22 protein-coding genes and 1 riboswitch are annotated in these 25,916 nt (G+C 53.0%); of the genes, 16 read left to right on the top strand and 6 right to left on the bottom strand.

All coding sequences use genetic code 11. The annotated features are described in order from the left end of the window. The 9 genes from PSSD_RS19940 to rpoC all read left to right on the top strand — a co-directional run. A partial coding sequence (locus tag PSSD_RS19940) for an EF-Tu C-terminal domain-related protein (RefSeq protein WP_500812364.1) occupies positions 1 to 232 on the top strand: 232 nt, incomplete at its 5' end. A 227-nt stretch (positions 233 to 459) separates the two neighbouring features. Beyond that, the gene (gene secE, locus PSSD_RS19935) at positions 460 to 843 is read left to right on the top strand and encodes a preprotein translocase subunit SecE (RefSeq protein ID WP_039336825.1); all 384 of its coding nucleotides are present in this window, start codon (positions 460 to 462) and stop codon (positions 841 to 843) included. A gap of 1 nt (position 844) precedes the next feature. Then, positions 845 to 1,390 (top strand): transcription termination/antitermination protein NusG, encoded by a 546-nt coding sequence (nusG, locus tag PSSD_RS19930; RefSeq protein ID WP_010616908.1) that lies wholly within the window; start codon positions 845 to 847, stop codon positions 1,388 to 1,390. Positions 1,391 to 1,537: 147 nt separating this feature from the next. Beyond that, the gene (rplK, locus tag PSSD_RS19925; protein ID WP_008108393.1) at positions 1,538 to 1,966 is read left to right on the top strand and encodes a 50S ribosomal protein L11; all 429 of its coding nucleotides are present in this window, start codon (positions 1,538 to 1,540) and stop codon (positions 1,964 to 1,966) included. A 3-nt stretch (positions 1,967 to 1,969) separates the two neighbouring features. Continuing rightward, positions 1,970 to 2,674, top strand: coding sequence for a 50S ribosomal protein L1 (gene rplA / locus PSSD_RS19920; RefSeq protein ID WP_034828901.1), 705 nt, complete (start codon positions 1,970 to 1,972; stop codon positions 2,672 to 2,674). Between the two features lie 349 nt (positions 2,675 to 3,023). Beyond that, positions 3,024 to 3,521 carry a 50S ribosomal protein L10 gene (rplJ, locus tag PSSD_RS19915; RefSeq protein WP_058973440.1) on the top strand — a complete coding sequence of 166 codons (498 nt, stop codon included), beginning with the start codon at positions 3,024 to 3,026 and terminating at the stop codon, positions 3,519 to 3,521. A 66-nt stretch (positions 3,522 to 3,587) separates the two neighbouring features. Next, positions 3,588 to 3,950: a 50S ribosomal protein L7/L12 gene (gene rplL, locus PSSD_RS19910; RefSeq protein ID WP_039336819.1), complete on the top strand. Its 363-nt coding sequence runs from the start codon at positions 3,588 to 3,590 to the stop codon at positions 3,948 to 3,950. 328 nt (positions 3,951 to 4,278) lie between these two features. Beyond that, positions 4,279 to 8,307, top strand: coding sequence for a DNA-directed RNA polymerase subunit beta (gene rpoB, locus PSSD_RS19905; RefSeq protein ID WP_058973439.1), 4,029 nt, complete (start codon positions 4,279 to 4,281; stop codon positions 8,305 to 8,307). Positions 8,308 to 8,385: 78 nt separating this feature from the next. Beyond that, positions 8,386 to 12,609, top strand: coding sequence for a DNA-directed RNA polymerase subunit beta' (gene rpoC, locus PSSD_RS19900; protein ID WP_039336815.1), 4,224 nt, complete (start codon positions 8,386 to 8,388; stop codon positions 12,607 to 12,609). 60 nt (positions 12,610 to 12,669) lie between these two features. On the opposite strand, the gene PSSD_RS26745 is transcribed toward rpoC, so the two are convergent. Continuing rightward, complete coding sequence (locus PSSD_RS26745) at positions 12,670 to 12,858, bottom strand: DUF1127 domain-containing protein (protein WP_072215003.1); 189 nt, start codon at positions 12,856 to 12,858, stop codon at positions 12,670 to 12,672. Positions 12,859 to 13,033: 175 nt separating this feature from the next. Here PSSD_RS26745 and PSSD_RS19895 point away from each other — a divergent pair, with 175 nt between their 5' ends. Beyond that, on the top strand, positions 13,034 to 14,488 hold the full coding sequence (locus PSSD_RS19895; protein ID WP_058973438.1) for an aminotransferase-like domain-containing protein: 1,455 nt from the start codon (positions 13,034 to 13,036) through the stop codon (positions 14,486 to 14,488). Between the two features lie 156 nt (positions 14,489 to 14,644). On the opposite strand, the gene thiE is transcribed toward PSSD_RS19895, so the two are convergent. From thiE to PSSD_RS19880, 3 genes are all read right to left on the bottom strand, one after another. Continuing rightward, complete coding sequence (gene thiE, locus PSSD_RS19890; RefSeq protein WP_058973437.1) at positions 14,645 to 15,292, bottom strand: thiamine phosphate synthase; 648 nt, start codon at positions 15,290 to 15,292, stop codon at positions 14,645 to 14,647. After that, on the bottom strand, positions 15,289 to 17,214 hold the full coding sequence (thiC, locus tag PSSD_RS19885) for a phosphomethylpyrimidine synthase ThiC (protein ID WP_058973436.1): 1,926 nt from the start codon (positions 17,212 to 17,214) through the stop codon (positions 15,289 to 15,291). The genes thiE and thiC overlap by 4 nt, the downstream gene beginning before the upstream one ends. 90 nt (positions 17,215 to 17,304) lie before the next feature. Continuing rightward, positions 17,305 to 17,405, bottom strand: a riboswitch (TPP riboswitch). Between the two features lie 226 nt (positions 17,406 to 17,631). Further along, complete coding sequence (locus PSSD_RS19880) at positions 17,632 to 18,138, bottom strand: Rsd/AlgQ family anti-sigma factor (RefSeq protein WP_058973435.1); 507 nt, start codon at positions 18,136 to 18,138, stop codon at positions 17,632 to 17,634. 87 nt (positions 18,139 to 18,225) lie between these two features. Here PSSD_RS19880 and nudC point away from each other — a divergent pair, with 87 nt between their 5' ends. From nudC to PSSD_RS19850, 6 genes are all read left to right on the top strand, one after another. Beyond that, complete coding sequence (gene nudC / locus PSSD_RS19875; RefSeq protein ID WP_039336802.1) at positions 18,226 to 18,999, top strand: NAD(+) diphosphatase; 774 nt, start codon at positions 18,226 to 18,228, stop codon at positions 18,997 to 18,999. A gap of 39 nt (positions 19,000 to 19,038) precedes the next feature. After that, entirely contained in the window at positions 19,039 to 20,106 is a 1,068-nt protein-coding gene (gene hemE / locus PSSD_RS19870) for a uroporphyrinogen decarboxylase (RefSeq protein WP_058973434.1), read from the top strand. Positions 20,107 to 20,108: 2 nt separating this feature from the next. Continuing rightward, positions 20,109 to 20,777: a deoxyribonuclease V gene (gene nfi / locus PSSD_RS19865; RefSeq protein ID WP_058973433.1), complete on the top strand. Its 669-nt coding sequence runs from the start codon at positions 20,109 to 20,111 to the stop codon at positions 20,775 to 20,777. Between the two features lie 61 nt (positions 20,778 to 20,838). Beyond that, entirely contained in the window at positions 20,839 to 21,429 is a 591-nt protein-coding gene (locus PSSD_RS19860; RefSeq protein ID WP_039336795.1) for a YjaG family protein, read from the top strand. A gap of 188 nt (positions 21,430 to 21,617) precedes the next feature. Then, positions 21,618 to 21,890, top strand: coding sequence for a nucleoid-associated protein HU-alpha (gene hupA / locus PSSD_RS19855; protein WP_006121511.1), 273 nt, complete (start codon positions 21,618 to 21,620; stop codon positions 21,888 to 21,890). A 69-nt stretch (positions 21,891 to 21,959) separates the two neighbouring features. Further along, entirely contained in the window at positions 21,960 to 22,625 is a 666-nt protein-coding gene (locus PSSD_RS19850) for a DUF1481 domain-containing protein (RefSeq protein WP_058973432.1), read from the top strand. A 27-nt stretch (positions 22,626 to 22,652) separates the two neighbouring features. Here the strand turns inward: PSSD_RS19850 and purD are convergent, their stop codons facing one another. Beyond that, a complete protein-coding gene (gene purD, locus PSSD_RS19845; RefSeq protein ID WP_039336787.1) occupies positions 22,653 to 23,933 on the bottom strand; it encodes a phosphoribosylamine--glycine ligase in 1,281 nt (426 codons plus the stop codon). An 18-nt stretch (positions 23,934 to 23,951) separates the two neighbouring features. Next, positions 23,952 to 25,541, bottom strand: coding sequence for a bifunctional phosphoribosylaminoimidazolecarboxamide formyltransferase/IMP cyclohydrolase (gene purH / locus PSSD_RS19840; protein WP_058973431.1), 1,590 nt, complete (start codon positions 25,539 to 25,541; stop codon positions 23,952 to 23,954). Positions 25,542 to 25,916 lie beyond the last annotated feature (375 nt).

Here is a 25,916-nt window from a genome sequence, read left to right as displayed (position 1 = left end):
CCGTCATACTCCGTTCTTCAAAGGCTACCGTCCTCAGTTCTACTTCCGTACTACTGACGTGACCGGCGACGTTCAACTGCCAGAAGGCGTTGAAATGGTAATGCCAGGCGACAACGTGAAAATGACTGTTACTCTGATCAAGCCAATCGCGATGGATCAGGGTCTGCGTTTCGCAATCCGTGAAGGCGGCCGTACTGTTGGTGCGGGTGTTGTTGCTGAAATCATCGCTTAATTGCGATAATATTTGACGCAATGCACATGAAAAGGGCATCATTTGATGCCCTTTTTGCACGCTGTTACATAGAACCTGGCTCATCAGTGATTTTCGATCATAATCATTGCTGAGACAGGCTCTGGTTTACGGCGTCGGATACCGAGTTACGCCCAAAAGCTCATTCGGTTTGGATGCCTCGCTCTGCGGGGCAGAATTGTTTCTGAATTATTGTGGCAGGTTGGTTTATGAGTGCGAATACCGAAGCTCAAGGAAGCGGACGCGGCCTGGAAGCGATAAAGTGGATTGGTGTTATCGCATTGCTGTTAGTAGCAATCGTGGGTAACTATATTTATCGTGATGTCACGCTGCCTCTGCGCGCGCTGGCTGTTGTAGTACTGATCGCTGCGGCGGGCGGTATTGCGTTGCTGACTATTAAAGGTAAAGCGACCGTGGCTTTTGCTCGTGAAGCAAGAACCGAAATGCGTAAGGTCATTTGGCCGACTCGCCAGGAAACATTGCACACCACGTTAATCGTTGCCGCGGTCACTGCCGTGATGTCACTGATTTTGTGGGGGCTGGATGGTATTCTGGTCCGTCTGGTATCGTTTATTACTGGCCTGAGGTTCTGAGATGTCTGAAGCTCCAAAAAAACGCTGGTACGTCGTTCAGGCGTTTTCCGGTTTTGAAGCCCGCGTAGCGAAGTCGCTGCAAGAGCATATCAAACTGCACAACATGGAAGAACTGTTTGGCGAAGTCATGGTGCCGACTGAAGAAGTCGTGGAAATCCGTGGCGGCCAGCGTCGCAAAAGCGAACGTAAATTCTTCCCTGGCTACGTACTGGTCCAGATGGTGATGAATGACGCCAGCTGGCACTTAGTGCGCAGTGTACCGCGTGTAATGGGCTTCATTGGTGGTACCTCTGACCGTCCTGCACCGATTAGTGACAAAGAAGTCGATGCGATTATGAACCGCCTGCAGCAGGTAGGTGATAAGCCGCGTCCGAAAACGCTGTTCGAACCAGGCGAGATGGTACGTGTCAACGACGGTCCATTTGCTGACTTCAACGGTGTGGTGGAAGAAGTGGATTACGAAAAGAGCCGCCTAAAGGTTTCTGTTTCCATCTTCGGCCGTGCAACACCAGTAGAACTCGACTTTGCTCAGGTGGAGAAAGGTTAACCCTTTTGTTCACTTTTTAGCTCTTGCAGAAGGCGCGAAATTTACCTATAATTTCGCGCCTTTTGTTTTTATGCGCTGGTAACAGCGTGTAAATCGTAATCACGGGGAGCCTGTTTTCAGGCGCTATAACCCATTTGAGGAAATATCATGGCTAAGAAAGTACAAGCCTACGTCAAGCTGCAAGTTGCAGCTGGTATGGCGAACCCAAGTCCACCTGTTGGTCCAGCACTGGGTCAGCAGGGTGTTAACATCATGGAATTCTGTAAAGCGTTCAACGCCAAAACAGAATCTCTGGAGAAAGGCCTGCCTACTCCAGTTGTTATCACTGTATACAGCGACCGTTCTTTCACCTTCGTTACCAAAACGCCTCCGGCTGCCGTTCTGCTGAAAAAAGCAGCGGGCATCAAGTCTGGTTCTGGTAAGCCGAACAAAGACAAAGTCGGTAAAGTAACGCGTGCTCAAGTACGTGAAATCGCAGAGACCAAAGCTGCGGACATGACTGGTTCTGACGTAGAAGCGATGACTCGCTCTATCGAAGGTACTGCACGTTCCATGGGCCTGGTAGTAGAGGATTAATAAATGGCTAAGCTGACCAAGCGCATGAGCGTAATCCGTGACAAAGTTGATGCGACCAAGCAGTACGACATCGCTGAAGCTATCGCGCTGCTGAAAGAACTGGCTACTGCTAAGTTCGTTGAAAGCGTTGACGTTGCCGTTAACCTGGGCATCGATGCTCGTAAATCTGACCAGAACGTTCGCGGCGCGACTGTTCTGCCACACGGTACTGGTCGTTCAGTACGTGTTGCCGTCTTCACCCAAGGCGCAAACGCTGAAGCTGCTAAAGCAGCTGGCGCTGAGCTGGTAGGTATGGAAGACCTGGCTGATCAGATCAAAAAAGGCGAAATGAACTTTGACGTTGTTATTGCATCTCCAGATGCAATGCGCGTTGTTGGCCAGTTGGGCCAGGTTCTGGGTCCACGTGGCCTGATGCCAAACCCGAAAGTCGGTACTGTAACCCCTAACGTTGCTGAAGCAGTGAAAAACGCTAAAGCAGGTCAGGTTCGTTATCGTAACGACAAAAACGGCATCATCCACACTACCATCGGTAAAGTGGACTTCGACGCTGACAAACTGAAAGAAAACCTGGAATCTCTGCTGGTTGCGCTGAAAAAAGCGAAACCATCTCAGGCTAAAGGCGTGTACATCAAGAAAGTTAGCATCTCTACCACCATGGGCGCCGGCGTTGCCGTTGACCAGGCTGGTCTGAGCGCAGCAGCAAACTAATTGCTGCTTGAAACGGGCGAAAAATTCATCTAGAATCTTACGCCCGTTGTTCTGATTGAATGCTCAATTCAGAACCCAGATTCAAAGTCACTGATGGTTAAAGCTTAATTGCCCACTCCTTCAGTGACTTAGGTTGGAGCCAGGCCTTATCCTGGCCTCCGTCCAAGACCGCAGGAGCGAAATATCTTCGGGTAAATTGCTTAATACCCTGCGTAGACGGTGACAGAACCAAAAAGAATTTTTTCTTAGCTGGATTCTGCTCACCGTGTAATAGCGCTCGTGACCTTCGGGTTGATGAGTGAAGTGAGTTCCGGGAAATTATTCCCGGTTAAATCCAGGAGCAAAGCTAATGGCATTAAATCTTCAAGGCAAACAAGCGATTGTTGCTGAAGTTAGCGAAGTAGCCAAAGGTGCGCTTTCAGCGGTTGTTGCGGATTCCCGTGGCGTTACCGTTGATAAAATGACCGAACTGCGTAAAGCAGGTCGTGAAGCTGGCGTTTACATGCGTGTTGTTCGCAACACCTTGCTGCGCCGCGTCGTTGAAGGTACTCCTTTCGAGTGCCTGAAAGACACGTTTGTTGGTCCGACCCTGATTGCATATTCTATGGAACACCCGGGCGCTGCTGCTCGTCTGTTCAAAGATTTCGCGAAAGCGAATGCAAAATTTGAGGTCAAAGCTGCAGCCTTTGAAGGTGAGCTGATCACGGCGGCCAATATTGACCGTCTGGCAACTCTGCCGACTTACGAAGAAGCACTGGCACGTCTGATGTCGACCATGAAAGAAGCCGCTGCTGGCAAACTGGTCCGCACTCTGGCTGCTGTACGCGATGCAAAAGAAGCGGCTTAAGGCCATCTTCTTTTCCTTCGTACTTGCTAACGTATAAACTTTATCTGTTTTTTAGGAACAATCGATATGTCTATCACTAAAGATCAAATTCTGGAAGCAGTTGCAGCTATGTCCGTAATGGAAGTAGTTGAGCTGGTTTCTGCTATGGAAGAAAAATTCGGCGTTTCTGCTGCTGCCGCTGTAGCTGTTGCTGCTGGCCCAGCTGAAGCTGTTGAAGAGAAAACTGAATTCGACGTAATTCTGAAAGCTGCTGGCGCTAACAAAGTTGCAGTAATCAAAGCTGTACGTACTGCAACTGGTCTGGGCTTGAAAGAAGCTAAAGACCTGGTTGAAGCTACTGGCCCAATCAAAGAAGGCATCAGCAAAGATGACGCAGCTGCTCTGGAAGCACTGCTGAAAGAAGCTGGCGCTGAAGTTGAAGTTAAGTAAGACAACCTTCGGGTTGCAGCCTGAGTAACTCCAGGCTGATGGCTGGTGACTTTTTGGTCACCAGCCTTTTTGCGCTACAGAGGAACGATGGCGTTTCGCACTGTTTGTCCATTGTTTCTCTTCAATATCTTTTTCTATCGACGACTTAATATATCGCTTTCCTGTGAGGGTTCCCTGCCTGCGCAACGGCGACGAAATGATTTAAGAGTGATAGAAAGACGTATTGCATGGGGTGCTGCGCATCGCATGAAAAACAAAATAGTGTTGCATGAACTGTCCTATCAGGACGGACAGCGTGGTTCGACATGTCAGCTAGCTGAGGAACCCTATGGTTTACTCCTATACCGAGAAAAAACGTATTCGTAAGGATTTTGGTAAACGTCCACAAGTACTGGACATACCTTATCTCCTTTCTATCCAGCTTGACTCGTTCCAGAAGTTTATCGAGCAAGATCCAGAAGGCCAGTACGGTCTGGAAGCTGCCTTCCGCTCCGTATTCCCAATCTCAAGCTACAGCGGCAACTCTGAGTTGCAGTATGTCAGCTACCGTTTGGGTGAGCCGGTCTTTGACGTAACTGAATGTCAGATCCGTGGCGTGACCTATTCGGCACCGCTGCGCGTGAAACTGCGTCTGGTGATCTATGAGCGCGAAGCGCCAGAAGGCACCGTAAAAGACATTAAAGAACAAGAAGTCTACATGGGCGAAATTCCGCTCATGACCGACAACGGTACCTTTGTTATCAACGGTACTGAGCGTGTTATCGTTTCTCAGCTGCATCGTAGTCCTGGCGTGTTCTTTGACAGCGACAAGGGTAAGACGCACTCGTCTGGTAAAGTGCTGTATAACGCACGTATCATCCCTTACCGTGGTTCATGGCTCGACTTCGAGTTTGACCCGAAAGACAACCTCTTCGTCCGTATTGACCGTCGCCGTAAGCTGCCGGCCAGTATCATTCTGCGCGCACTGAACTACACCACTGAACAAATCCTCGATCTGTTCTTTGATAAAGTGGTTTATGAAATTCGCGATAACAAACTGCAGATGGAACTGGTGCCTGAGCGCCTGCGTGGTGAAACCGCCAGCTTCGATATCGAAGCCAATGGCACGGTCTACGTTGAGAAAGGTCGTCGCATCACTGCGCGTCACATTCGTCAGCTGGAAAAAGACGGTATTCAGCACATCGAAGTGCCGGTTGAATATATCGCTGGCAAAGTGGTCGCTAAAGACTACGTCGATCTGAACACCGGTGAGCTGATTGTTCCTGCGAACATGGAACTGTCACTGGATCTGCTGGCGAAACTGAGCCAGTCAGGCCACAAGCGCATCGAAACCCTGTTCACTAACGATTTGGATCACGGCCCGTACATTTCCGAGACCCTGCGTGTTGACCCAACCAACGATCGCCTGAGCGCGCTGGTTGAGATCTACCGCATGATGCGTCCTGGCGAGCCACCAACGCGTGAAGCAGCGGAAAACCTGTTCGAGAACCTGTTCTTCTCTGAAGATCGTTACGATCTTTCTGCGGTTGGCCGCATGAAGTTCAACCGTTCTCTGCTGCGTGATGAGATCGAAGGTTCAGGCATCCTGAGCAAAGACGACATCATCGAAGTGATGAAGAAGCTGATCGGTATCCGTAACGGTATCGGTGAAGTGGATGATATAGATCACCTCGGCAACCGTCGTATCCGTTCAGTCGGTGAGATGGCAGAGAACCAGTTCCGTGTAGGTCTGGTTCGTGTTGAACGTGCGGTGAAAGAGCGTCTTTCTCTGGGCGACCTCGACACGCTGATGCCACAGGACATGATCAACGCCAAGCCGATTTCTGCTGCGGTGAAAGAGTTCTTCGGTTCCAGCCAGCTGTCACAGTTTATGGACCAGAACAACCCGTTGTCTGAGATCACGCATAAGCGTCGTATCTCTGCTCTGGGCCCAGGCGGTCTGACCCGTGAACGCGCAGGCTTCGAAGTGCGTGACGTACACCCAACCCACTACGGTCGTGTATGCCCAATCGAAACGCCTGAAGGTCCGAACATCGGTCTGATCAACTCCCTTTCTGTTTACGCGCAGACTAACGAATACGGCTTCCTTGAGACTCCGTATCGTCGCGTTGTTGACGGCAAAGTGAGTGACGAAATTCATTACCTCTCTGCAATTGAAGAGGGTAACTACGTTATCGCTCAGGCGAACACCAACCTTGCTGAAGATGGTAGCTTTGTTGACGATCTCGTCACCTGCCGTAGCAAAGGTGAATCAAGCCTGTTCAGCCGCGATCAAGTTGACTACATGGACGTTTCGACCCAACAGGTCGTTTCAGTCGGTGCGTCACTGATCCCGTTCCTGGAGCACGATGATGCTAACCGCGCCTTGATGGGTGCGAACATGCAACGTCAGGCCGTTCCAACTCTGCGCGCAGACAAGCCGCTGGTTGGTACCGGTATGGAACGTGCAGTAGCGGTTGACTCCGGTGTTACTGCCGTAGCGAAACGTGGCGGTACCGTTCAGTACGTTGATGCTTCTCGTATCGTTATCAAAGTTAACGAAGATGAGATGTATCCGGGCGAAGCGGGTATCGACATCTACAACCTGACCAAGTACACCCGTTCTAACCAGAACACCTGCATCAACCAGATGCCGTGTGTCTCTCTGGGTGAGCCAATTGAGCGTGGCGACGTGCTGGCAGATGGCCCGTCTACCGATCTCGGTGAACTGGCGCTGGGTCAGAACATGCGCGTGGCATTCATGCCATGGAACGGTTACAACTTCGAAGACTCCATCCTCGTTTCTGAGCGTGTTGTACAGGAAGACCGTTTCACCACTATCCACATCCAGGAACTGGCCTGTGTGTCTCGTGACACCAAGCTGGGGCCAGAAGAGATCACCGCTGACATCCCGAACGTGGGTGAAGCTGCGCTCTCCAAACTGGATGAGTCCGGTATCGTGTATATCGGTGCGGAAGTGACCGGTGGCGACATTCTGGTTGGTAAGGTCACGCCGAAAGGTGAAACCCAGCTGACGCCAGAAGAGAAACTGCTGCGTGCGATCTTCGGTGAGAAAGCGTCTGACGTTAAAGACTCTTCTCTGCGTGTACCAAACGGTGTGTCCGGTACGGTTATCGACGTTCAGGTCTTCACCCGCGATGGCGTGGAAAAAGACAAACGTGCACTGGAAATCGAAGAGATGCAGCTGAAGCAGGTTAAGAAAGACCTGTCTGAAGAACTGCAAATCTTTGAAGCCGGTCTGTTTAGCCGTATTCAGGCTGTACTGATCTCTGGCGGCGTTGAAGCTGAGAAGCTGGACAAACTGCCACGCGAGCGCTGGTTAGAGCTGGGCCTGACTGACGAAGAGAAGCAAAACTCTCTGGAACAGCTGGCTGAGCAGTATGACGAGCTGAAGCACGAGTTTGAGAAGAAACTCGAAGCTAAGCGTCGCAAGATCACCCAAGGCGATGATTTGGCACCAGGCGTGCTGAAAATCGTGAAGGTGTATCTGGCGGTTAAGCGTCAGATCCAGCCAGGTGACAAGATGGCAGGTCGTCACGGTAACAAGGGTGTTATCTCTAAGATCAACCCGATCGAAGATATGCCTTACGATGAGAACGGTACGCCGGTCGACATCGTATTGAACCCATTGGGCGTACCGTCACGTATGAACATCGGTCAGATCCTGGAAACCCACCTCGGGATGGCAGCGAAAGGCATTGGTGAAAAAATCAATGCGATGCTGAAGAAGCAGGAAGAAGTCGCCAAACTGCGTGATTTCATCCAGCGCGCCTACGATTTGGGCACCGACGTGCGTCAGAAAGTTGACCTGAACACCTTCACCGACGACGAAGTGCTGCGTCTGGCAGAGAACCTGAAAAAAGGTATGCCAATCGCAACACCAGTGTTTGACGGTGCGAAAGAGAGCGAGATCAAAGAGCTGCTGCAGCTCGGCGGCCTGCCTTCTTCCGGTCAGATCACCTTGTTCGACGGCCGTACCGGTGAGCAGTTCGAGCGTCAGGTAACCGTAGGTTACATGTACATGCTGAAACTGAACCACTTGGTTGACGACAAGATGCACGCACGTTCTACCGGCTCTTACAGCTTGGTTACTCAGCAGCCGCTGGGTGGTAAAGCTCAGTTCGGTGGTCAGCGCTTCGGTGAGATGGAAGTGTGGGCACTGGAAGCTTACGGTGCTGCGTATACCCTGCAGGAAATGCTGACCGTTAAATCTGATGACGTTAACGGCCGTACGAAGATGTATAAAAACATCGTCGATGGCAACCATCAGATGGAACCGGGCATGCCGGAATCCTTCAACGTACTGTTGAAAGAGATTCGCTCGCTGGGTATCAACATCGAGCTGGAAGACGAGTAAGTACTCGCAAGTACTGGTTACGGGACGCGCACCTCAGGCGCGCGTCCCTGAGAGTTCCACTCCGACGGGAGCTAATCCGTGAAAGACTTACTTAAGTTTCTGAAAGCGCAAACTAAGACCGAAGAGTTTGATGCGATCAAAATTGCTCTGGCCTCGCCAGACATGATCCGTTCATGGTCTTTTGGTGAAGTTAAAAAGCCAGAAACCATTAACTACCGTACCTTCAAACCGGAGCGTGACGGTCTTTTCTGCGCCCGTATTTTTGGACCGGTAAAAGATTACGAATGCCTGTGCGGTAAGTACAAGCGTTTGAAGCATCGTGGCGTGATCTGTGAGAAGTGTGGCGTTGAAGTTACACAGACCAAGGTACGTCGTGAGCGTATGGGCCATATCGAGTTGGCTTCTCCAACTGCGCATATCTGGTTCCTGAAATCACTGCCTTCGCGTATCGGCTTGCTGCTGGATATGCCACTGCGTGATATCGAGCGCGTGCTGTACTTCGAATCTTATGTTGTGATCGAAGGCGGCATGACCAACCTGGAAAAACGTCAGATTCTGACGGAAGAGCAGTACCTTGATGCGCTTGAAGAGTTCGGTGACGAATTCGACGCGAAGATGGGTGCGGAAGCTATCCAGGCGCTGCTGAAAAACATGGATCTGGAGCAAGAGTGCGAGCAGCTGCGTGAAGAGCTGAACGAAACCAACTCCGAGACCAAGCGTAAAAAGCTGACCAAGCGTATCAAGCTGCTGGAAGCGTTCGTTCAGTCTGGTAACAAGCCAGAGTGGATGATCCTGACCGTTCTGCCGGTTCTGCCGCCAGATCTGCGTCCGCTGGTACCGCTGGACGGCGGTCGTTTCGCTACGTCGGATCTGAACGATCTGTATCGTCGCGTGATCAACCGTAACAACCGTCTGAAACGTCTGCTGGATCTGGCTGCGCCAGATATCATCGTACGTAACGAAAAACGTATGCTGCAAGAAGCGGTAGATGCCCTGCTGGATAACGGCCGTCGCGGTCGTGCCATCACCGGCTCTAACAAACGTCCTCTGAAATCTTTGGCTGATATGATCAAAGGTAAGCAGGGTCGTTTCCGTCAGAACCTGCTTGGTAAGCGTGTTGACTACTCCGGTCGTTCTGTTATCACCGTAGGTCCATACCTGCGTCTGCATCAGTGCGGTCTGCCGAAGAAAATGGCACTGGAGCTGTTCAAACCGTTCATTTACGGCAAGCTGGAACTGCGTGGCCTGGCCACCACCATCAAAGCCGCGAAGAAAATGGTTGAGCGCGAAGAAGCTGTCGTTTGGGATATCCTGGACGAAGTTATCCGCGAACACCCGGTACTGCTGAACCGTGCACCAACTCTGCACCGTTTAGGTATCCAGGCGTTTGAACCGGTTCTGATCGAAGGTAAAGCGATCCAGCTGCACCCGCTGGTTTGTGCGGCATATAACGCCGACTTCGATGGTGACCAGATGGCTGTTCACGTACCGCTGACGCTGGAAGCCCAGCTGGAAGCGCGTGCGCTGATGATGTCTACCAACAACATCCTGTCACCTGCGAACGGCGAGCCAATCATCGTTCCTTCTCAGGACGTTGTTTTGGGTCTGTACTACATGACCCGAGACAAAGTGAACGCCAAAGGCGAAGGCATGGTGCTGACTGGCCCGAAAGAAGCTGAGCGTGTTTACCGCGCTGGCCAGGCCGAGCTGCATGCGCGCGTTAAAGTGCGTATCACCGAATACAGCAAAAACGAGCAGGAAGAGTTCGTTGCGAAAACCAGCATTATCGACACCACCATTGGTCGTGCGATTCTGTGGATGATCGTACCGAAAGGCCTGCCTTACTCTATCGTCAACCAGGCGCTGGGTAAGAAAGCTATCTCCAAAATGCTGAACACCTGTTACCGCATCTTGGGCCTGAAGCCGACCGTTATCTTTGCTGACCAGACCATGTACACCGGCTTTGCTTACGCAGCCCGTTCAGGTGCCTCTGTTGGTATCGACGACATGGTGATCCCGGCTAAGAAAGCGGAAATCGTCGCGGAAGCGGAAGCAGAAGTTGCTGAGATTCAGGAACAGTTCCAGTCTGGTCTGGTTACTGCTGGCGAACGTTACAACAAAGTCATCGATATCTGGGCCGCAGCCAACGAACGCGTTTCCAAAGCGATGATGGACAACCTGCAAACTGAAACTGTGATCAACCGTCACGGTGAAGAAGAGCAGCAGGTGTCGTTCAACAGCATTTACATGATGGCCGACTCCGGTGCGCGTGGTTCTGCAGCACAGATTCGTCAGCTGGCCGGTATGCGTGGTCTGATGGCTAAGCCAGATGGCTCAATCATCGAAACGCCAATCACCGCGAACTTCCGTGAAGGTCTGAACGTACTCCAGTACTTCATCTCGACGCACGGTGCGCGTAAAGGCTTGGCGGATACCGCACTGAAAACCGCTAACTCCGGTTATCTGACGCGTCGTCTGGTTGACGTTGCGCAGGATCTGGTGGTGACCGAAGACGACTGTGGCACATTCGAAGGCATCATGATGACTCCGGTCATCGAAGGTGGCGACGTTAAAGAGCCACTGCGTGAGCGTGTTCTGGGCCGTGTGACGGCTGAAGATGTCCTGAAACCAGGCACCGCAGACATCCTGATCCCGCGTAACACTCTGATCGATGAGCACTGGTGTGATGTGATCGAACTGAACTCAGTCGATGCGATCAAAGTGCGTTCGGTTGTTGGCTGTGAAACCGACTTCGGTGTGTGTGCACACTGCTACGGTCGCGATCTGGCACGTGGTCACATCATCAACAAAGGTGAGGCCATCGGCGTTATCGCAGCACAGTCCATCGGTGAGCCGGGTACACAGCTGACGATGCGTACGTTCCACATCGGTGGTGCGGCATCTCGTGCGGCTGCTGAATCCAGCATCCAGGTGAAGAACAAAGGTACTATCAAGCTGACTAACGCCAAGTCGGTAACCAACTCCTCAGGGAAACTGGTTATCGTCTCACGTAACGTTGAGCTGAAAATGATCGACGAGTTCGGTCGTACCAAAGAGAGCTATAAAGTGCCTTACGGTGCGGTCATGGCCAAAGGTGATGGCGAGCAGGTTGCAGCGGGCGAGACCGTAGCAAACTGGGATCCACATACCATGCCGGTTATCACGGAAGTGGGCGGTTTCATTCGCTTCACTGACATGATCGACGGTCAGACCATTACTCGTCAGACTGACGATTTAACCGGTCTGTCATCGCTGGTGGTTCTGGATTCTGCAGAACGTACTGCGGGCGGTAAAGATCTGCGTCCTGCGCTGAAAATCGTTGATGCGAACGGTAATGATGTTCTGATCCCTGGTACTGATATGCCAGCACAGTACTTCCTGCCGGGCAAAGCGATTGTGCAGTTGGAAGATGGCGTGAAGATCAGCTCGGGTGATACCCTGGCGCGTGTTCCGCAAGAATCTGGCGGTACCAAGGACATCACCGGTGGTCTGCCACGCGTTGCTGACCTGTTCGAAGCGCGTCGTCCGAAAGAGCCAGCTATTCTGGCGGAGATCAGCGGTATCATCTCCTTCGGTAAAGAGACCAAAGGTAAGCGCCGTCTGGTGATTACACCGGTTGATGGTAGCGATCCGTACGAAGAGATGATTCCAAAATGGCGTCAGCTGAACGTATTCGAAGGTGAACGTGTAGAACGTGGTGACGTTGTTTCTGACGGCCCAGAGTCTCCGCACGACATCCTGCGTCTGCGTGGCGTCCATGCTGTGACCCGTTACATCACTAACGAAGTGCAGGAAGTTTACCGTCTGCAAGGCGTTAAGATTAACGATAAGCACATTGAAGTCATCGTTCGTCAGATGCTGCGTAAAGCAACCATCGCTAGCGTGGGCAGCTCCGACTTCCTGGAAGGCGAGCAGGCTGAATACTCCCGCATCAAGATCTCTAACCGTGAACTTGAAGCGAATGGCAAAATCGGCGCAACCTTTATGCGCGATCTGCTGGGTATCACCAAAGCGTCACTGGCTACCGAATCGTTCATCTCTGCCGCATCGTTCCAGGAAACCACTCGTGTCCTGACCGAAGCAGCTGTAGCAGGTAAGCGCGATGAACTGCGCGGCCTGAAAGAGAACGTGATCGTGGGTCGTCTGATCCCAGCCGGTACCGGATATGCTTACCATCAGGATCGTATGCGTCGCCGCTCTGCGGGTGAAGCACCGGTTGCTCCGCAGGTGACTGCGGATGAAGCCTCTGCAAGCCTGGCTGAACTGCTGAACGCCGGTCTGGGCGGTAGCGACGACGAGTAATCGTTGCTGAGTCTGATCGATAAAAAACCCTGCCTCGGCAGGGTTTTTTTTGCTCTGAATTTAGTACTTGCGGCAGACATTGTGTCGAGTTAGCCCAATGTCGCGCAGCTGGGCATCGCTCAGGTGAGACAAAATTTTCCGCGTTTCACGTCGGTTACGCCAGTTTCTCACCGCGCTACGCGCGCCGCGGAAAATATCCAGTAATGTTACATCAAAAGGTTTAGCCGCTCGGTTTTGATCGAATTCCATTATTTGTGCCCTCAGTAAGATGTCTGAGTCACATTGTCCATTTCTGCATCGATTCAATACAGATTCAAAAAACACTTATCTTTAACATACAGATTGCATATTCAGCGATCTGAATGGTAGAAAGGGTGTCAATCTGTACTGGTTTTCGCTGCTGAATAAGATGAGGTGGGATACGATGACGCGCTATCAGCATTTGGCCTGTCTGCTGTCAGACAGGATTGAACAAGGCCTCTATCGCAGTGGTGAACGCTTACCGTCAGTACGCACGTTGAGTCTTGAGCACGGCGTCAGCATTAGCACCGTACAGCAGGCGTACCATTTGCTGGAAGAGAAGCAGCTGATTGTGCCGCAGCCGCGATCCGGTTATTTCGTCGCAACTCGCAAATCGACCCCACCGGTACCCGGCTTGACCCGCCCAGCGCAGCGGCCCGTGGAGATCACGCAGTGGGAATCGGTACTGGAGTTACTGAGCAGCCGAATGGACAGTGATGTGCTGCAACTGGGCAGTGGCATACCGGATTTAACCCAGCCAACGTTAAAGCCGTTATGGAAAATCCAAAGCCGCATGGCGCAGAAGCAGGATGCTGGCCTGCTCAATTATGACAGCCTGGTGGGTGTCAGTGCATTGCGAGAGCAAGTCGCCAGGCTGGCAATAGACAGTGGCTGCCAGCTCAGCGCCGATGACATTGTTGCCACCACGGGCTGCCATGAGGCGTTGTCGATATCGATCCGCGCAGTATGCGATCCGGGCGATATTATTGCGGTGGAATCGCCTACTTTCCATGGCACGATGCAAACGTTACGCGGCTTTGGGATCCGCGCGATCGAAATTCCCACGGATTCTGTCACCGGCATGAGTCTTGAAGCGCTTGAACTGGCTTTTGAACAGTGGCCAATTAAAGCGGTTGTGGTGGTCCCCAACTGCAACAACCCGTTGGGATTCATCATGCCTGAATCGCGTAAGCGGGCATTGCTGGCATTGGCACAGCGCTTTGATGCGGCCATTATCGAAGACGACGTTTACGGTGAGCTGGCGTGGGAATACCCGCGACCGATAACCATCAAGTCTTTGGATATGGATGGCCGCGTATTGTTGTGCAGCTCTTTTTCTAAAACGCTGGCCCCCGGTTTACGCGTTGGCTGGGTGGCACCGGGACGATATCGTGACCGTGTGTTGCACATGAAATATATCAGTACCGGCTCTACCGCCACGCAACCACAACATGCTGTCGCAGAGTTTATCCGTCAAGGCCATTACGGCCCACATATCCGTCGCATGCGTCAGGTGTATCAACGTAATTACGACATCTTTAGCTGCTGGGTACGCCACTATTTTCCCTGTGGGATTTGCGTGTCTCGTCCCCAGGGCAGCTTTCTGATGTGGATCGAACTGCCAGAAGCGTTTGACGCTGTTCGACTTAACACTGAGCTGCGTACTCTGAAGATACAGGTTGCCGTTGGATCGTTGTTTTCCGCTTCGGGCAAATATCGTAACTGTCTGCGCCTGAATTATGGTTTGCCTATTAACGAGCATACTGAGCAGGCGATTGCCCAACTGGGTGCTGCGGTGGAGCAGGCCATGCTGGCCTGTAGTGCTGAAACCTTGCATGCCACTTCCCTGACGGATTAAGTTGGAAAGGCAGGGCTGGGGAGAGAGGAAGACCAGCCCTGGCCCGCTGCAAGCGACAGCGGGCAGGCACACTTTAGCGAAGTCAGCTTTAGGCGCTAACCTTATAAAATCAGGCTTCGCGCCATATTCCGGTCTTTATCACTCTATTGCAGCCAGTTACACCAACTGTGCAGGCTGGGTTCCAGATTCAACCAGGTCAAGCAACGTTTGCGTCGCTTTACGCCAGTCATCTGCCTGAGTGATGGCGCTGACGACCGCAATACTGCCCACCCCTGTGGCCAGCACTTCCGGCACCCGCGCCAGTGAAATGCCGCCGATGGCGACGGTCGGCACGTCCTGCAATCGCGCCAGATGGCGTTTGAGTTCAATAACGCCCTGCGGAGCGGAGGGCATGTCTTTAGTTTGCGTCGGATAAATATGCCCTAATGCAATATAAGAGGGGCGTAATGCCAGGGCGCGGTCCAGTTCGGCATCATCATGAGTTGATAAACCGAGACGTAAACCTGCCTGGCGGATCGCCTGCAGATCCGCTACGTCCAGATCTTCCTGGCCAAGGTGAACACCGTAAGCGTTGTATTTGATCGCTAATCGCCAGTAATCATTGATAAACAAGCGTGCGCGGTACTGCTTACCCAGCGCAATGGCTTCGCGCACGGCATCTTCCACTTCATGGTCCTGGCAATCTTTGATACGCAGTTGCAGGGTGCGCACACCGGCTTCCAGCAGGCGTTTAATCCACTCTACGCTATCAACAACGGGGTACAGCCCCAGTTTCGGGGCGGTGGCCGGAAAGGCGTCGGTCATACTTTTTCCTCTTTAAGGGCATCGGCGGCGTGGTAGATCTCACCACCACGGCTACGGAAGGCGTCTGACATTTGCGCCATGCCAATTTCAATCGGCTGCGCTTCTGCCTGCTGGCGAGCAGCATATTCACGCACTTCCTGAGTAATTTTCATTGAGCAGAATTTGGGGCCGCACATCGAGCAGAAGTGAGCGACTTTCCCTGATTCCTGCGGCAAGGTTTCATCGTGGTAGGCACGCGCGGTGTGCGGATCGAGTGCCAGATTGAACTGATCTTCCCAGCGGAATTCGAAACGCGCTTTCGACATGGCATTATCGCGGATCTGGGCTCCGGGATGCCCCTTTGCGAGATCGGCCGCATGGGCGGCGATCTTATAGGTGATCAATCCCTGTTTCACATCTTCTTTATTTGGCAGACCCAAGTGTTCTTTCGGTGTGACGTAGCACAGCATGGCACAGCCAAACCAGCCAATCATCGCGGCACCAATTCCTGATGTGAAGTGATCATAACCGGGTGCGATGTCTGTGGTGAGTGGGCCGAGCGTATAAAACGGCGCTTCATGGCAGTGCTCCAGCTGTTCGGTCATGTTACGGCGGATCATCTGCATTGGCACGTGGCCAGGGCCTTCAATCATCACCTGCACATCGTATTCCCAGGCGATCTTCGTTAGCTCACCCAAGGTGTGCAGTTCGGCAAACTGCGCTTCATCGTTGGCATCCTGAATCGACCCTGGACGCAGACCATCACCCAGTGAGAGGGCCACATCATAAGCCGCACAGATCTCGCAAATCTCACGGAAATGCAGATACAGGAAACTCTCCTGATGATGCGACAGGCACCACTTCGCCATGATCGATCCCCCGCGCGAGACAATGCCGGTCAGACGTTTGGCGGTCATCGGAACATAGCGCAACAGCACGCCCGCGTGAATGGTGAAGTAATCGACGCCCTGTTCGGCTTGCTCAAGCAGGGTGTCGCGGAAGATTTCCCAGTTCAGATCTTCCGCTACGCCGTTAACCTTCTCCAGCGCCTGATAAATCGGTACGGTTCCAATCGGCACCGGACTGTTTCGCAAAATCCATTCCCGCGTTTCATGGATGTAACGGCCTGTGGAGAGGTCCATCACGGTATCGGCGCCCCAGCGCGTTGACCACACCAGTTTCTCTACTTCCTCCTCAATCGATGAACTCACCGCCGAGTTGCCGATATTGGCATTCACTTTGACCAAAAAGTTACGGCCAATGATCATCGGTTCAGATTCAGGGTGATTAATGTTGGAGGGGATAATGGCTCGACCGCTGGCCACTTCCTGACGGACAAATTCGGCGGTAATGTTTTCCGGCAGATGCGCCCCGAAGCTGTGCCCGGGATGTTGTTGCAGCAGCACTTCACCACGAATACGTTCGCGCCCCATGTTTTCACGGACCGCAATAAACTCCATTTCAGGCGTAATCATTCCCTGCCGAGCATAGTGCAACTGCGTTACACAGCGGCCGGTTTTCGCACGGCGTGGCTGGGGGAGGTGTTCAAAGCGCAGATGATCCAGTCCCTCATCGGCCAACCGCTGCTGGGTATAACTGGAACTTAGCTGGTGGATCGCTTCGCTGTCATCACGTTCGGCAATCCAGCTGGCACGCAATTTCGCCAATCCCTGATGCACATCGATAGTGGCTTCCGGGTCACCATAAGCACCTGCGGTGTCATACACCGGCACAGCTTCATTCGGCTCAAGCTTAGGGTTCTCTCTGGTGCCGCCAATCTGAGTTGGGCTCAGCTGGATTTCGCGCATCGGTACACGAATATCCTCACGGCTACCGGTGATCCAGATACGTTTTGAGTTGGGAAAAGCGGTGCCTTGCAGTGAATCAATAAATTCCTGCGCTTGTGCACGTTGTTCACGACGAGAAGTTTTAGCAACAGACATAGCAAATTTCCTGATTTAAGGGGAAGTTGCTTGTCCAGAGTTCGGAAGGAGTAACAGAAGCGATACCGGGCGCCAACACGCATCGTTCTGGTTATGTCTACTCTTGTTCCCTTCGCAGGTACTAACCTGATCAGGTTCCGCGGATCCCGAATTAACGGTCTCAGCCCCGGGGGGCACTCCGACAAGGTGTGCGTTTGCGGTTTAAGCTACTTTGCTTGCCATTTCTCGCCTGGGCAGTGCTCGTGACCGTCACGTACTTCGTGTACGCTCCGGTCCCTGCGCGCTGTCCGTGCGTGAACTGGCTGCGCACGCTACGCTTAAACCACAAACTTGCCGCTCATAAAGAGGGCAATAAAAAAAGCCCATTCAGCATAAGAGGGCTTTTTCGGAATAACAAGTCTTTTACATCTGTCGGTGTTAAGCGGGACGTGCAATGTGGCTCTCATTGGCGACCGGAACGCTTGCCAGCTGGTTATCCCAGGCCAGTTTGACCAGTTTATCCTCCAGCGTAAAACGCGACTCCAGTACTTCACCCACTTCGGAGAGCGCCTTCTGAAACTCAACACAGTTATCATCATTGATGGCTTGCTGTAGATGACTGTCATACAGCTGCATGATGCTGTCGGTATTGGCCTCGAGCGCGGGGTAGATCTGAGACGCGGCAATTAACGGGCTGTCACCTTGCATTTCGTTGATGATGCGTTCGTAAATACTGAAATGCCCGGTGGAGAGGTAATCCACCAGATTGTGGCAAAACGCATCCAGTGCCTGTTCATCCAGCGCTGAAAGCGCATCTTTATTCGGCTTTATGCCAATTAACTCGTAATACGTGACGAGCAACTGTCGACGGGCGCGCAACCAAGTGTCGACTAATTCATTACCGCCACCTACACGCTCTGTCAGGTCATCTAACTGGGTCAGCATATGGGGCTCCAAGTGAGTTATAGTTGTTTATTCGACACTTAACATCAGGATTCAGCGTGCCATTTGACGCTAAGGACAACGAATAAGATGCAACGTGAGATCTCAAGCGTAGACGCTGGCTGGTGGATTGTCAGCCATGAGCAAAAACTTTGGTTGCCGCAAGGTGAGCTGCCGCATGGCTTATCGAGCGATTTTGGCTTAGTCGGCAGTGCGGGCATATTAATTGGCGAATGGCAGGGTGAAAATGTCTGGTTGGTGCGTGAATCACGCCCTGACAATATGGCCTCTGTTCGCCAGCTTATCGACGAAGATGTCGGCTTGTTCCAGATTGCTGGGCGCGGTGTACAACTGGCTGAGTTCTACCGTTCCCATCGCTGGTGTGGTTACTGTGGGCATGAAATGCATCTCAGTAAACGCGAATTTGCCTGCCTGTGCCACCACTGCCGTGAGCGCTATTACCCGCAGATTGCTCCCTGCATAATCGTGGCGATTCGTCGAGGCGATGAGATATTGCTCGCCAATCATGCGCGTCACCGCAACAGCATTTACACAGTATTAGCTGGCTTCGTTGAGGTTGGAGAGACGCTGGAGCAGGCCGTGGCGCGAGAGGTGATGGAGGAGAGTAATGTGCGGGTCAAGAACGTCCGTTATGTCACTTCACAGCCGTGGCCATTCCCGCACTCTCTGATGATGGCGTTTATGGCGGAATACGAAGGCGGCGAGTTGCAGCACGATGGTAAAGAGTTACTGGATGCGGGCTGGTATCGCTATGACGATCTTCCGCTGTTACCCCCGGCGGGGACGGTGGCCCGTCGTTTGATTGAAGATACCGTTGCCCTGTGCCGCGCCAGCGCCTCGTGAAAATGCTACACTGGCGGCCTTAGCATGAGAGAGCCCATTATGAGTGAACTGAAGAACGATCGTTATCTGCGCGCCCTGTTACGCCAGCCGGTAGATGTCACACCGGTGTGGATGATGCGACAAGCCGGGCGTTATTTACCGGAGTACAAAGCCACGCGCGCTGAGGCCGGTGATTTTATGTCGCTGTGTAAGAATGCGGAGCTGGCGTGTGAAGTCACGTTGCAGCCGCTGCGTCGTTATGCGCTGGATGCGGCGATCCTCTTCAGCGATATTTTGACCATTCCCGATGCGATGGGGCTGGGGCTCTATTTTGAAACGGGTGAAGGCCCGCGCTTCTCCAATCCTATTACTTGCCGCGCAGATGTCGATAAGCTGCCGATTCCCGATCCTGAGCAGGAACTGGGATACGTGATGAACGCGGTGCGCACCATTCGTCACAACCTTAAAGGCGAAGTTCCGCTGATTGGATTCTCTGGCAGCCCGTGGACGCTGGCAACCTATATGGTTGAAGGCGGTAGCAGCAAAGCCTTCACAAAAATCAAAAAGATGATGTATGCCGAGCCACAAACGCTGCACAAGTTGCTCGATAAGCTGGCTGACAGCGTCATTCTGTATCTGAACGCCCAGATCAAAGCCGGTGCACAGTCAGTCATGGTATTTGATACCTGGGGCGGTGTGTTGACGGGGCGTGATTACCGCGAGTTTTCGCTGTATTACATGCACAAAATCGTCGATAGCGTGCTGCACGAAAATGAAGGTCGTCGTGTACCGATTACGCTGTTCACTAAAGGCGGCGGGCAGTGGCTGGAAGCGATAGCGGCAACCGGTTGTGATGCGCTGGGTCTGGACTGGACCACAGATATTGCTGACGCCCGCCGTCGTGTGGGTGACAAAGTGGCGCTGCAGGGCAATATGGATCCTTCCATGTTGTATGCGCCGCCAGCGCGTATCGAGCAGGAAGTCGCAGGCATTCTGGAAGGCTTCGGTAAAGGTGAAGGCCACGTGTTCAACCTTGGACATGGTATTCACCCCGATGTACCACCTGAACACGCGGGTGCCTTTGTAGAAGCAGTACACCGCCTGTCACGCCCTTACCATCAGGGATAAGCATGGATTTAGCGGCGCTTCGGGCTGAACAGCAACAACGCGCTGCTGAGGTTGTGCGGCAGGATGATTTTGACATCCTGCCGCCACGCTACATTGCCGGTGCAGACGTCGGTTTTGAGCAGGAAGGTGCCGTTACGCGTGCCGCGCTGGTGGTACTGGAATATCCTTCATTACAGTTGGTTGAACATCGCATCGCGCGTATTGAAACCATCATGCCGTATATCCCTGGCTTCTTATCTTTCCGCGAAGTGCCTGCGCTACAGGCCGCCTGGCAACAACTCACACATCAGCCCGATCTGTTATTCGTTGATGGTCATGGCATTTCCCATCCGCGTCGGCTTGGCGTGGCTGCCCATTTTGGCTTGCTGGTGGATGTGCCAACCATAGGCGTGGCCAAGAAACGGCTGTGCGGTCAATTTGCCGAACTGGACCCTGAGCCGGGTAGCTGCCAGGCGTTGATGGATAAAAGCGAGCAGATTGGTTGGGTGTGGCGCAGTAAGGCGCGCTGTAATCCACTGTTCGTTTCTACCGGGCATCGGATTAGCCTGGCGAGTGCGCTGCATTGGGTCGAATTGTGCACGGCTGGCTATCGTTTACCGGAACCCACACGTTGGGCCGATGCGGTGGCGTCGAACCGTTCGGCATTTCTACGTTGGCAAAATGCGCGTTAACGCTGTTTGCGCGCGGCTTTTGCGGTACACTGCCGCCAGCTAACCTATTGAGAGTAAGTTGATGTTACAGAACCCCGTCCATTTGCGTCTGGCTAAGCTGGAAAGCTGGCAGCATATGACCTTTATGGCCTGTCTGTGCGAGCGGATGTTCCCTAACTACTGGGCCTTCTGTCAGCAGACTGAATTTGCCGACCCGCAGCTCTATCGTCGCATCCTGGATCTTGTCTGGGAAAGCCTGACGGTGAAAGACGCCAAGATCAACTTCGACAGCCAACTGGAAAAGCTGGAAGCTGCGATTCCAGATGGTGATGATTTTGATGTCTATGGCGTTCATCCAGCCATTGACGCCTGCGTAGCCTTGAGTGAAATGCTGCATGCATTGCTGAGTGGTGAAACGCTGGAGCACGCCATCGAAGTCAGCCGTACGTCGATCACCACCGTGGCTATCCTGGAAATGACCCAAGCCGGTCGTGAAATGACCGATGCAGAGCTGCGCGAAAATCAGGCTGTCATTGATGAATGGGATCTGCAGTGGGAGATTTTTCGCCTGCTGGCAGACTGCGAGGAGCGCGACCTGGAGCTGATTAAGGGGTTACGTTCTGACCTGCGCGAAGCGGGAATCAGTAACATCGGTATACTTTTTCAGCAATAAGGCGAGAAAACGTGACTTCAGGCCCGAATTACCGCGCCTGGAGGCTTCACATCAGCCCCCTGTCTGGTCTACATTTGGGGGGCTGAAAATTGTGGCTATCTTTGCGTGCAGGCTGAAGAGTGCCAGAACATGGCTTTTCCCTCGCACTCGTTGCTTAGCAAGCGATAAATACACTTTAAGGATAACTTATGAACAAGACTCAACTGATTGATGTGATCGCAGAGAAAGCTGACCTGTCAAAAACCCAGGCTAAAGCTGCGCTGGAATCTACCCTGGCTGCGATCACTGAGTCTCTGAAAGAAGGTGATGCTGTACAACTGGTTGGTTTTGGTACTTTTAAAGTGAACCACCGCGCAGAGCGTACCGGTCGTAACCCACAGACTGGTAAAGAGATCAAAATTGCTGCAGCTAACGTGCCAGCATTCGTCTCTGGTAAAGCCCTGAAAGACGCTGTTAAGTAAGTTTTCCGCATCGCGGTTTAAGCTTTAAAAGAGGGGCGTCAATGCCCCTTTTTGTTACTGGGGCCTGTCATGCTGAACACGATTACTCAGCGCGTCTGCGCCCTGTTTCTCGGTGCGCTGCTCACGGGCTGTAGCACAACTCCTGATCTTCCTGCCTTTACGGCGAGTGGCTATTTAGCCGATCGCGGCACTGTGCGCATCTGGCGCAAAAATAGCGACCATCAAGCTATCCATATTCGTACCGTCTACACCCCCTTCAATGGCGATGCCATGGAGACCACCGACTACAACTGGCAGCAGAATAAACTGGCCAGCGTAGAGCGCCGTGTAGCGGGCAAGCAGCCGGATGACGTTACGCTGCGTTTCGACTCCCTCGGTAATCTTAACTTTATGCAGCGCCAGTTGGCGGGCCGACGTGAAGCGGTGAGCGGCGATAGCATCGAACTCTATCGTTTCGATGCCCAGCGTATGCTGGAGCAGAGTAACGCTTTGCTGAGTGGCCGTGTATTGCTGAGCCAGGGGCACTGGTTAGGCGGCACGCAAGTGCGTGACTGCGACGGTAAAACCGTTAATGCACCTTTTGATAGTGAAACACTCAGCACCTTGAATCAGCAGCAACAGAGCCAGCCGCAGCCGTTAATGGTGTCGTGGTTAGAAGCGCCGGAAGGGGTACAGCTTTTGCGGGCAACGCCAGAAGATGAGTGCAGCTGGCAGCCGAGAGAGAGTGATTTTTAGGGGGCGGCCTTACGACCGCCCACCCGATTACTTGCGGTTGATCGCGCGGTAACCGATATCTTTACGGCAGAAGCTGCCATCCCAGGAAATATGTTGCGCTAACGCATAGGCATTCTTTTGCGCCGCTGCGACATCTTCACCGAGTGCGGTGACACAGAGTACGCGACCACCGTTAGTGACCACTACGTCATCCTTCATCGTTGTGCCCGCATGGAAGACTTTGCCATCCGGCACTTCTTCCAACGGCAGACCGTGAATTTGATCGCCAGTTTTGTAGTCAGCAGGATAACCGCCAGCAGCCAGAACTACACCCAGCGATGGGCGCGGATCCCATTGTGAGGTCTGCTTATCCAGCTTGCCATCCACCGCAGCCAGGCACAGCTCAACCAGGTCAGACTGCAAGCGCAGCATGATCGGCTGAGTTTCTGGATCGCCAAAGCGGCAGTTGAATTCGATCACTTTCGGCTGGCCAGCTTTGTCGATCATCAGCCCCGCATACAGGAAACCGGTATAGGTGTTGCCTTCCGCTTTCATGCCGTTCACGGTTGGCCAGATGATCTGATCCATCACGCGCTGGTGGATCTCATCGGTGACGACCGGAGCAGGTGAGTAAGCCCCCATACCGCCGGTGTTTGGACCGGTATCACCATCGCCTACACGTTTGTGATCCTGGCTGGTGGCCATTGGCAGTACGTTGTCACCATCGACCATCACGATGAAACTGGCTTCTTCGCCGTCAAGGAACTCTTCAATCACAATACGGTGGCCTGCATCGCCAAAGGCGTTGCCTGCCAGCATGTCCTGCACGGCGGCTTCAGCTTCAGCCAGTTCCATCGCAACGATAACGCCTTTGCCCGCGGCTAAGCCGTCAGCTTTGATGACGATCGGTGCGCCTTTCTCACGCAGGTAAGCCAGCGCAGGCTCAACTTCGGTAAAGTTCTGGTATTCGGCAGTTGGGATCTGCTGGCGCGCCAGGAAATCCTTGGTGAAAGCTTTAGAGCCTTCTAATTGGGCGGCAGCTTGAGTCGGGCCAAAGATCTTCAGACCTGCAGCGCGGAAGGCATCCACGACACCGATGACCAGCGGAGCTTCGGGACCCACAATGGTCAGATCGATGTTCTCTTGCTGGGCAAAGGCCAACAGCGCAGGCACATCGGTGGCGCTGATCGCTACGTTCTGTAATGCAGGTTCCAGTGCGGTACCTGCATTGCCCGGTGCCACAAACACTGTTTCAGCCAGTGGTGACTGTGCAGCCTTCCATGCCAGCGCGTGTTCACGTCCGCCATTACCAATCACTAAAATTTTCATCTTTACAGCTCCAGAGGATTAATGGCGGAAGTGACGCATGTCGGTGAAGATCATGGCAATGCCGTGTTCATCGGCGGCGGCAATGACTTCGTCATCACGAATAGAACCGCCAGGCTGAATCACACATGAGATACCCACTGCCGCTGCCGCATCGATACCGTCGCGGAACGGGAAGAACGCATCTGAGGCCATGGCAGAACCTTTGACTTCCAGACCTTCGTCACCGGCTTTAATGCCAGCGATTTTGGCAGAGTAAACACGGCTCATTTGGCCAGCGCCGATACCGATGGTCATATTGTCACGCGCATACACAATGGCGTTGGATTTAACGAACTTAGCGACCTTCCAGCAGAACAGGGCATCACGCAGCTCTTGCTCGCTTGGCTGACGCTTGGTCACCACGCGGAGTTGGCTGGCATCCACCATCCCAAGATCGCGATCCTGCACCAGCAGGCCACCGTTAACACGTTTGAAGTCCAGTGCGGCAACACGGCCCTGCCACTGGCCACAGACCAGAACGCGTACATTCTGCTTAGCCGCGGTTACTTTCAGTGCTGCTTCGCTAGCAGAAGGTGCGATGATCACTTCCACGAACTGACGGCTGATAATCGCTTGCGCGGTGGCTTCATCCAGCTCGCGGTTGAAAGCGATGATGCCGCCGAAGGCTGACGTTGGGTCTGTTTTGTAGGCGCGCTCGTATGCATCAAGAATGGAACCACCTACGGCAACGCCGCATGGGTTCGCATGTTTCACGATGACACAAGTAGGTTCGTCGAACTCTTTAACGCATTCCAGCGCAGCATCGGTATCCGCGATGTTGTTATAGGAGAGCGCTTTACCCTGAACTTGTTCTGCTGTAGCTACGGAAGCTTCCGCTACATTCTCTTCTATATAGAAAGCCGCATCCTGATGGCTATTCTCACCGTAACGCATGTCCTGCTTCTTGATGAAGTTTAGGTTCATGGTGCGCGGGAAACGGCCGGCTGGTTCTTTGCTGTCGCTGTGATAAGCCGGGACCAGGCAACCGAAGTAGTTAGCAATCATGCTGTCGTAAGCGGCGGTGTGTTCGAACGCTTTGATAGCCAGATCAAAACGGGTGCCCAGTGTCAGAGAGTTTTCGTTAGCATCCAGCTCGGCAATGATGGCCTCGTAGTCGCTGCTCTTCACCACAATCGCGACATCTTTATGGTTCTTCGCCGCGGAGCGCACCATAGTTGGACCACCGATATCGATGTTCTCTACGGCGTCTTCCAGGGTGCAACCCGCTTTAGCAACGGTCTGGGCGAAGGGGTAAAGGTTGACGACAACCATGTCGATTGGGCTGATAGCATGTTCGGACATGATCGCATCGTCGGTGCCGCGACGGCCTAAAATGCCGCCATGCACTTTCGGGTGCAGCGTTTTGACGCGTCCATCCATCATTTCCGGGAAACCGGTGTAGTCAGAAACTTCAGTAACGGGCAGGCCCGCATCTGCCAGCAGGCGAGCAGTGCCACCTGTGGAGAGCAGCTCAACACCACGGCTGGAGAGTGCCTGAGCAAATTCGAGGATGCCGGCTTTATCAGAGACACTGAGTAGCGCGCGGCGTACAGGACGACGTTGTTGCATGGTGGTTTTATCCCTTGGCTTTGTTTCGCATAAAGAAGAGCGTTACATCAAGCTTAGCGTTTCTTTCTATATAGAAGAGAACACTTGCTTCATGTAACGCCCCAAAAGGGGCATCCTTGACGTCGCCGGGCATTGTAGCGAAAACGTTTGCGTGATGCTCGCCTAAATTCAGTTGTGTCGATGAATGTGGATAACATTGTGTGTAAGTGGGTATAAGGCGGGGTTTTGCTGTGGAATGCAGCGAACAGTTGTTTTTATTGAATTTAGCGGTTGCGCGCTGCGAACAACTCCCTATAATGCGCATCCATCGAGACGGCACAACGGTTTACGAAGTGCGGTGTTGACAGGAAGCTTCGATAAGAACTTCCGCCAGAT

Origin of the sequence: Type-D symbiont of Plautia stali, from assembly GCF_001485335.1 — a bacterium.
In the GTDB taxonomy this organism is placed as follows: domain Bacteria; phylum Pseudomonadota; class Gammaproteobacteria; order Enterobacterales; family Enterobacteriaceae; genus Pantoea; species Pantoea vagans_C.
This window is presented reverse-complemented; position numbering and strand designations above follow the sequence as displayed.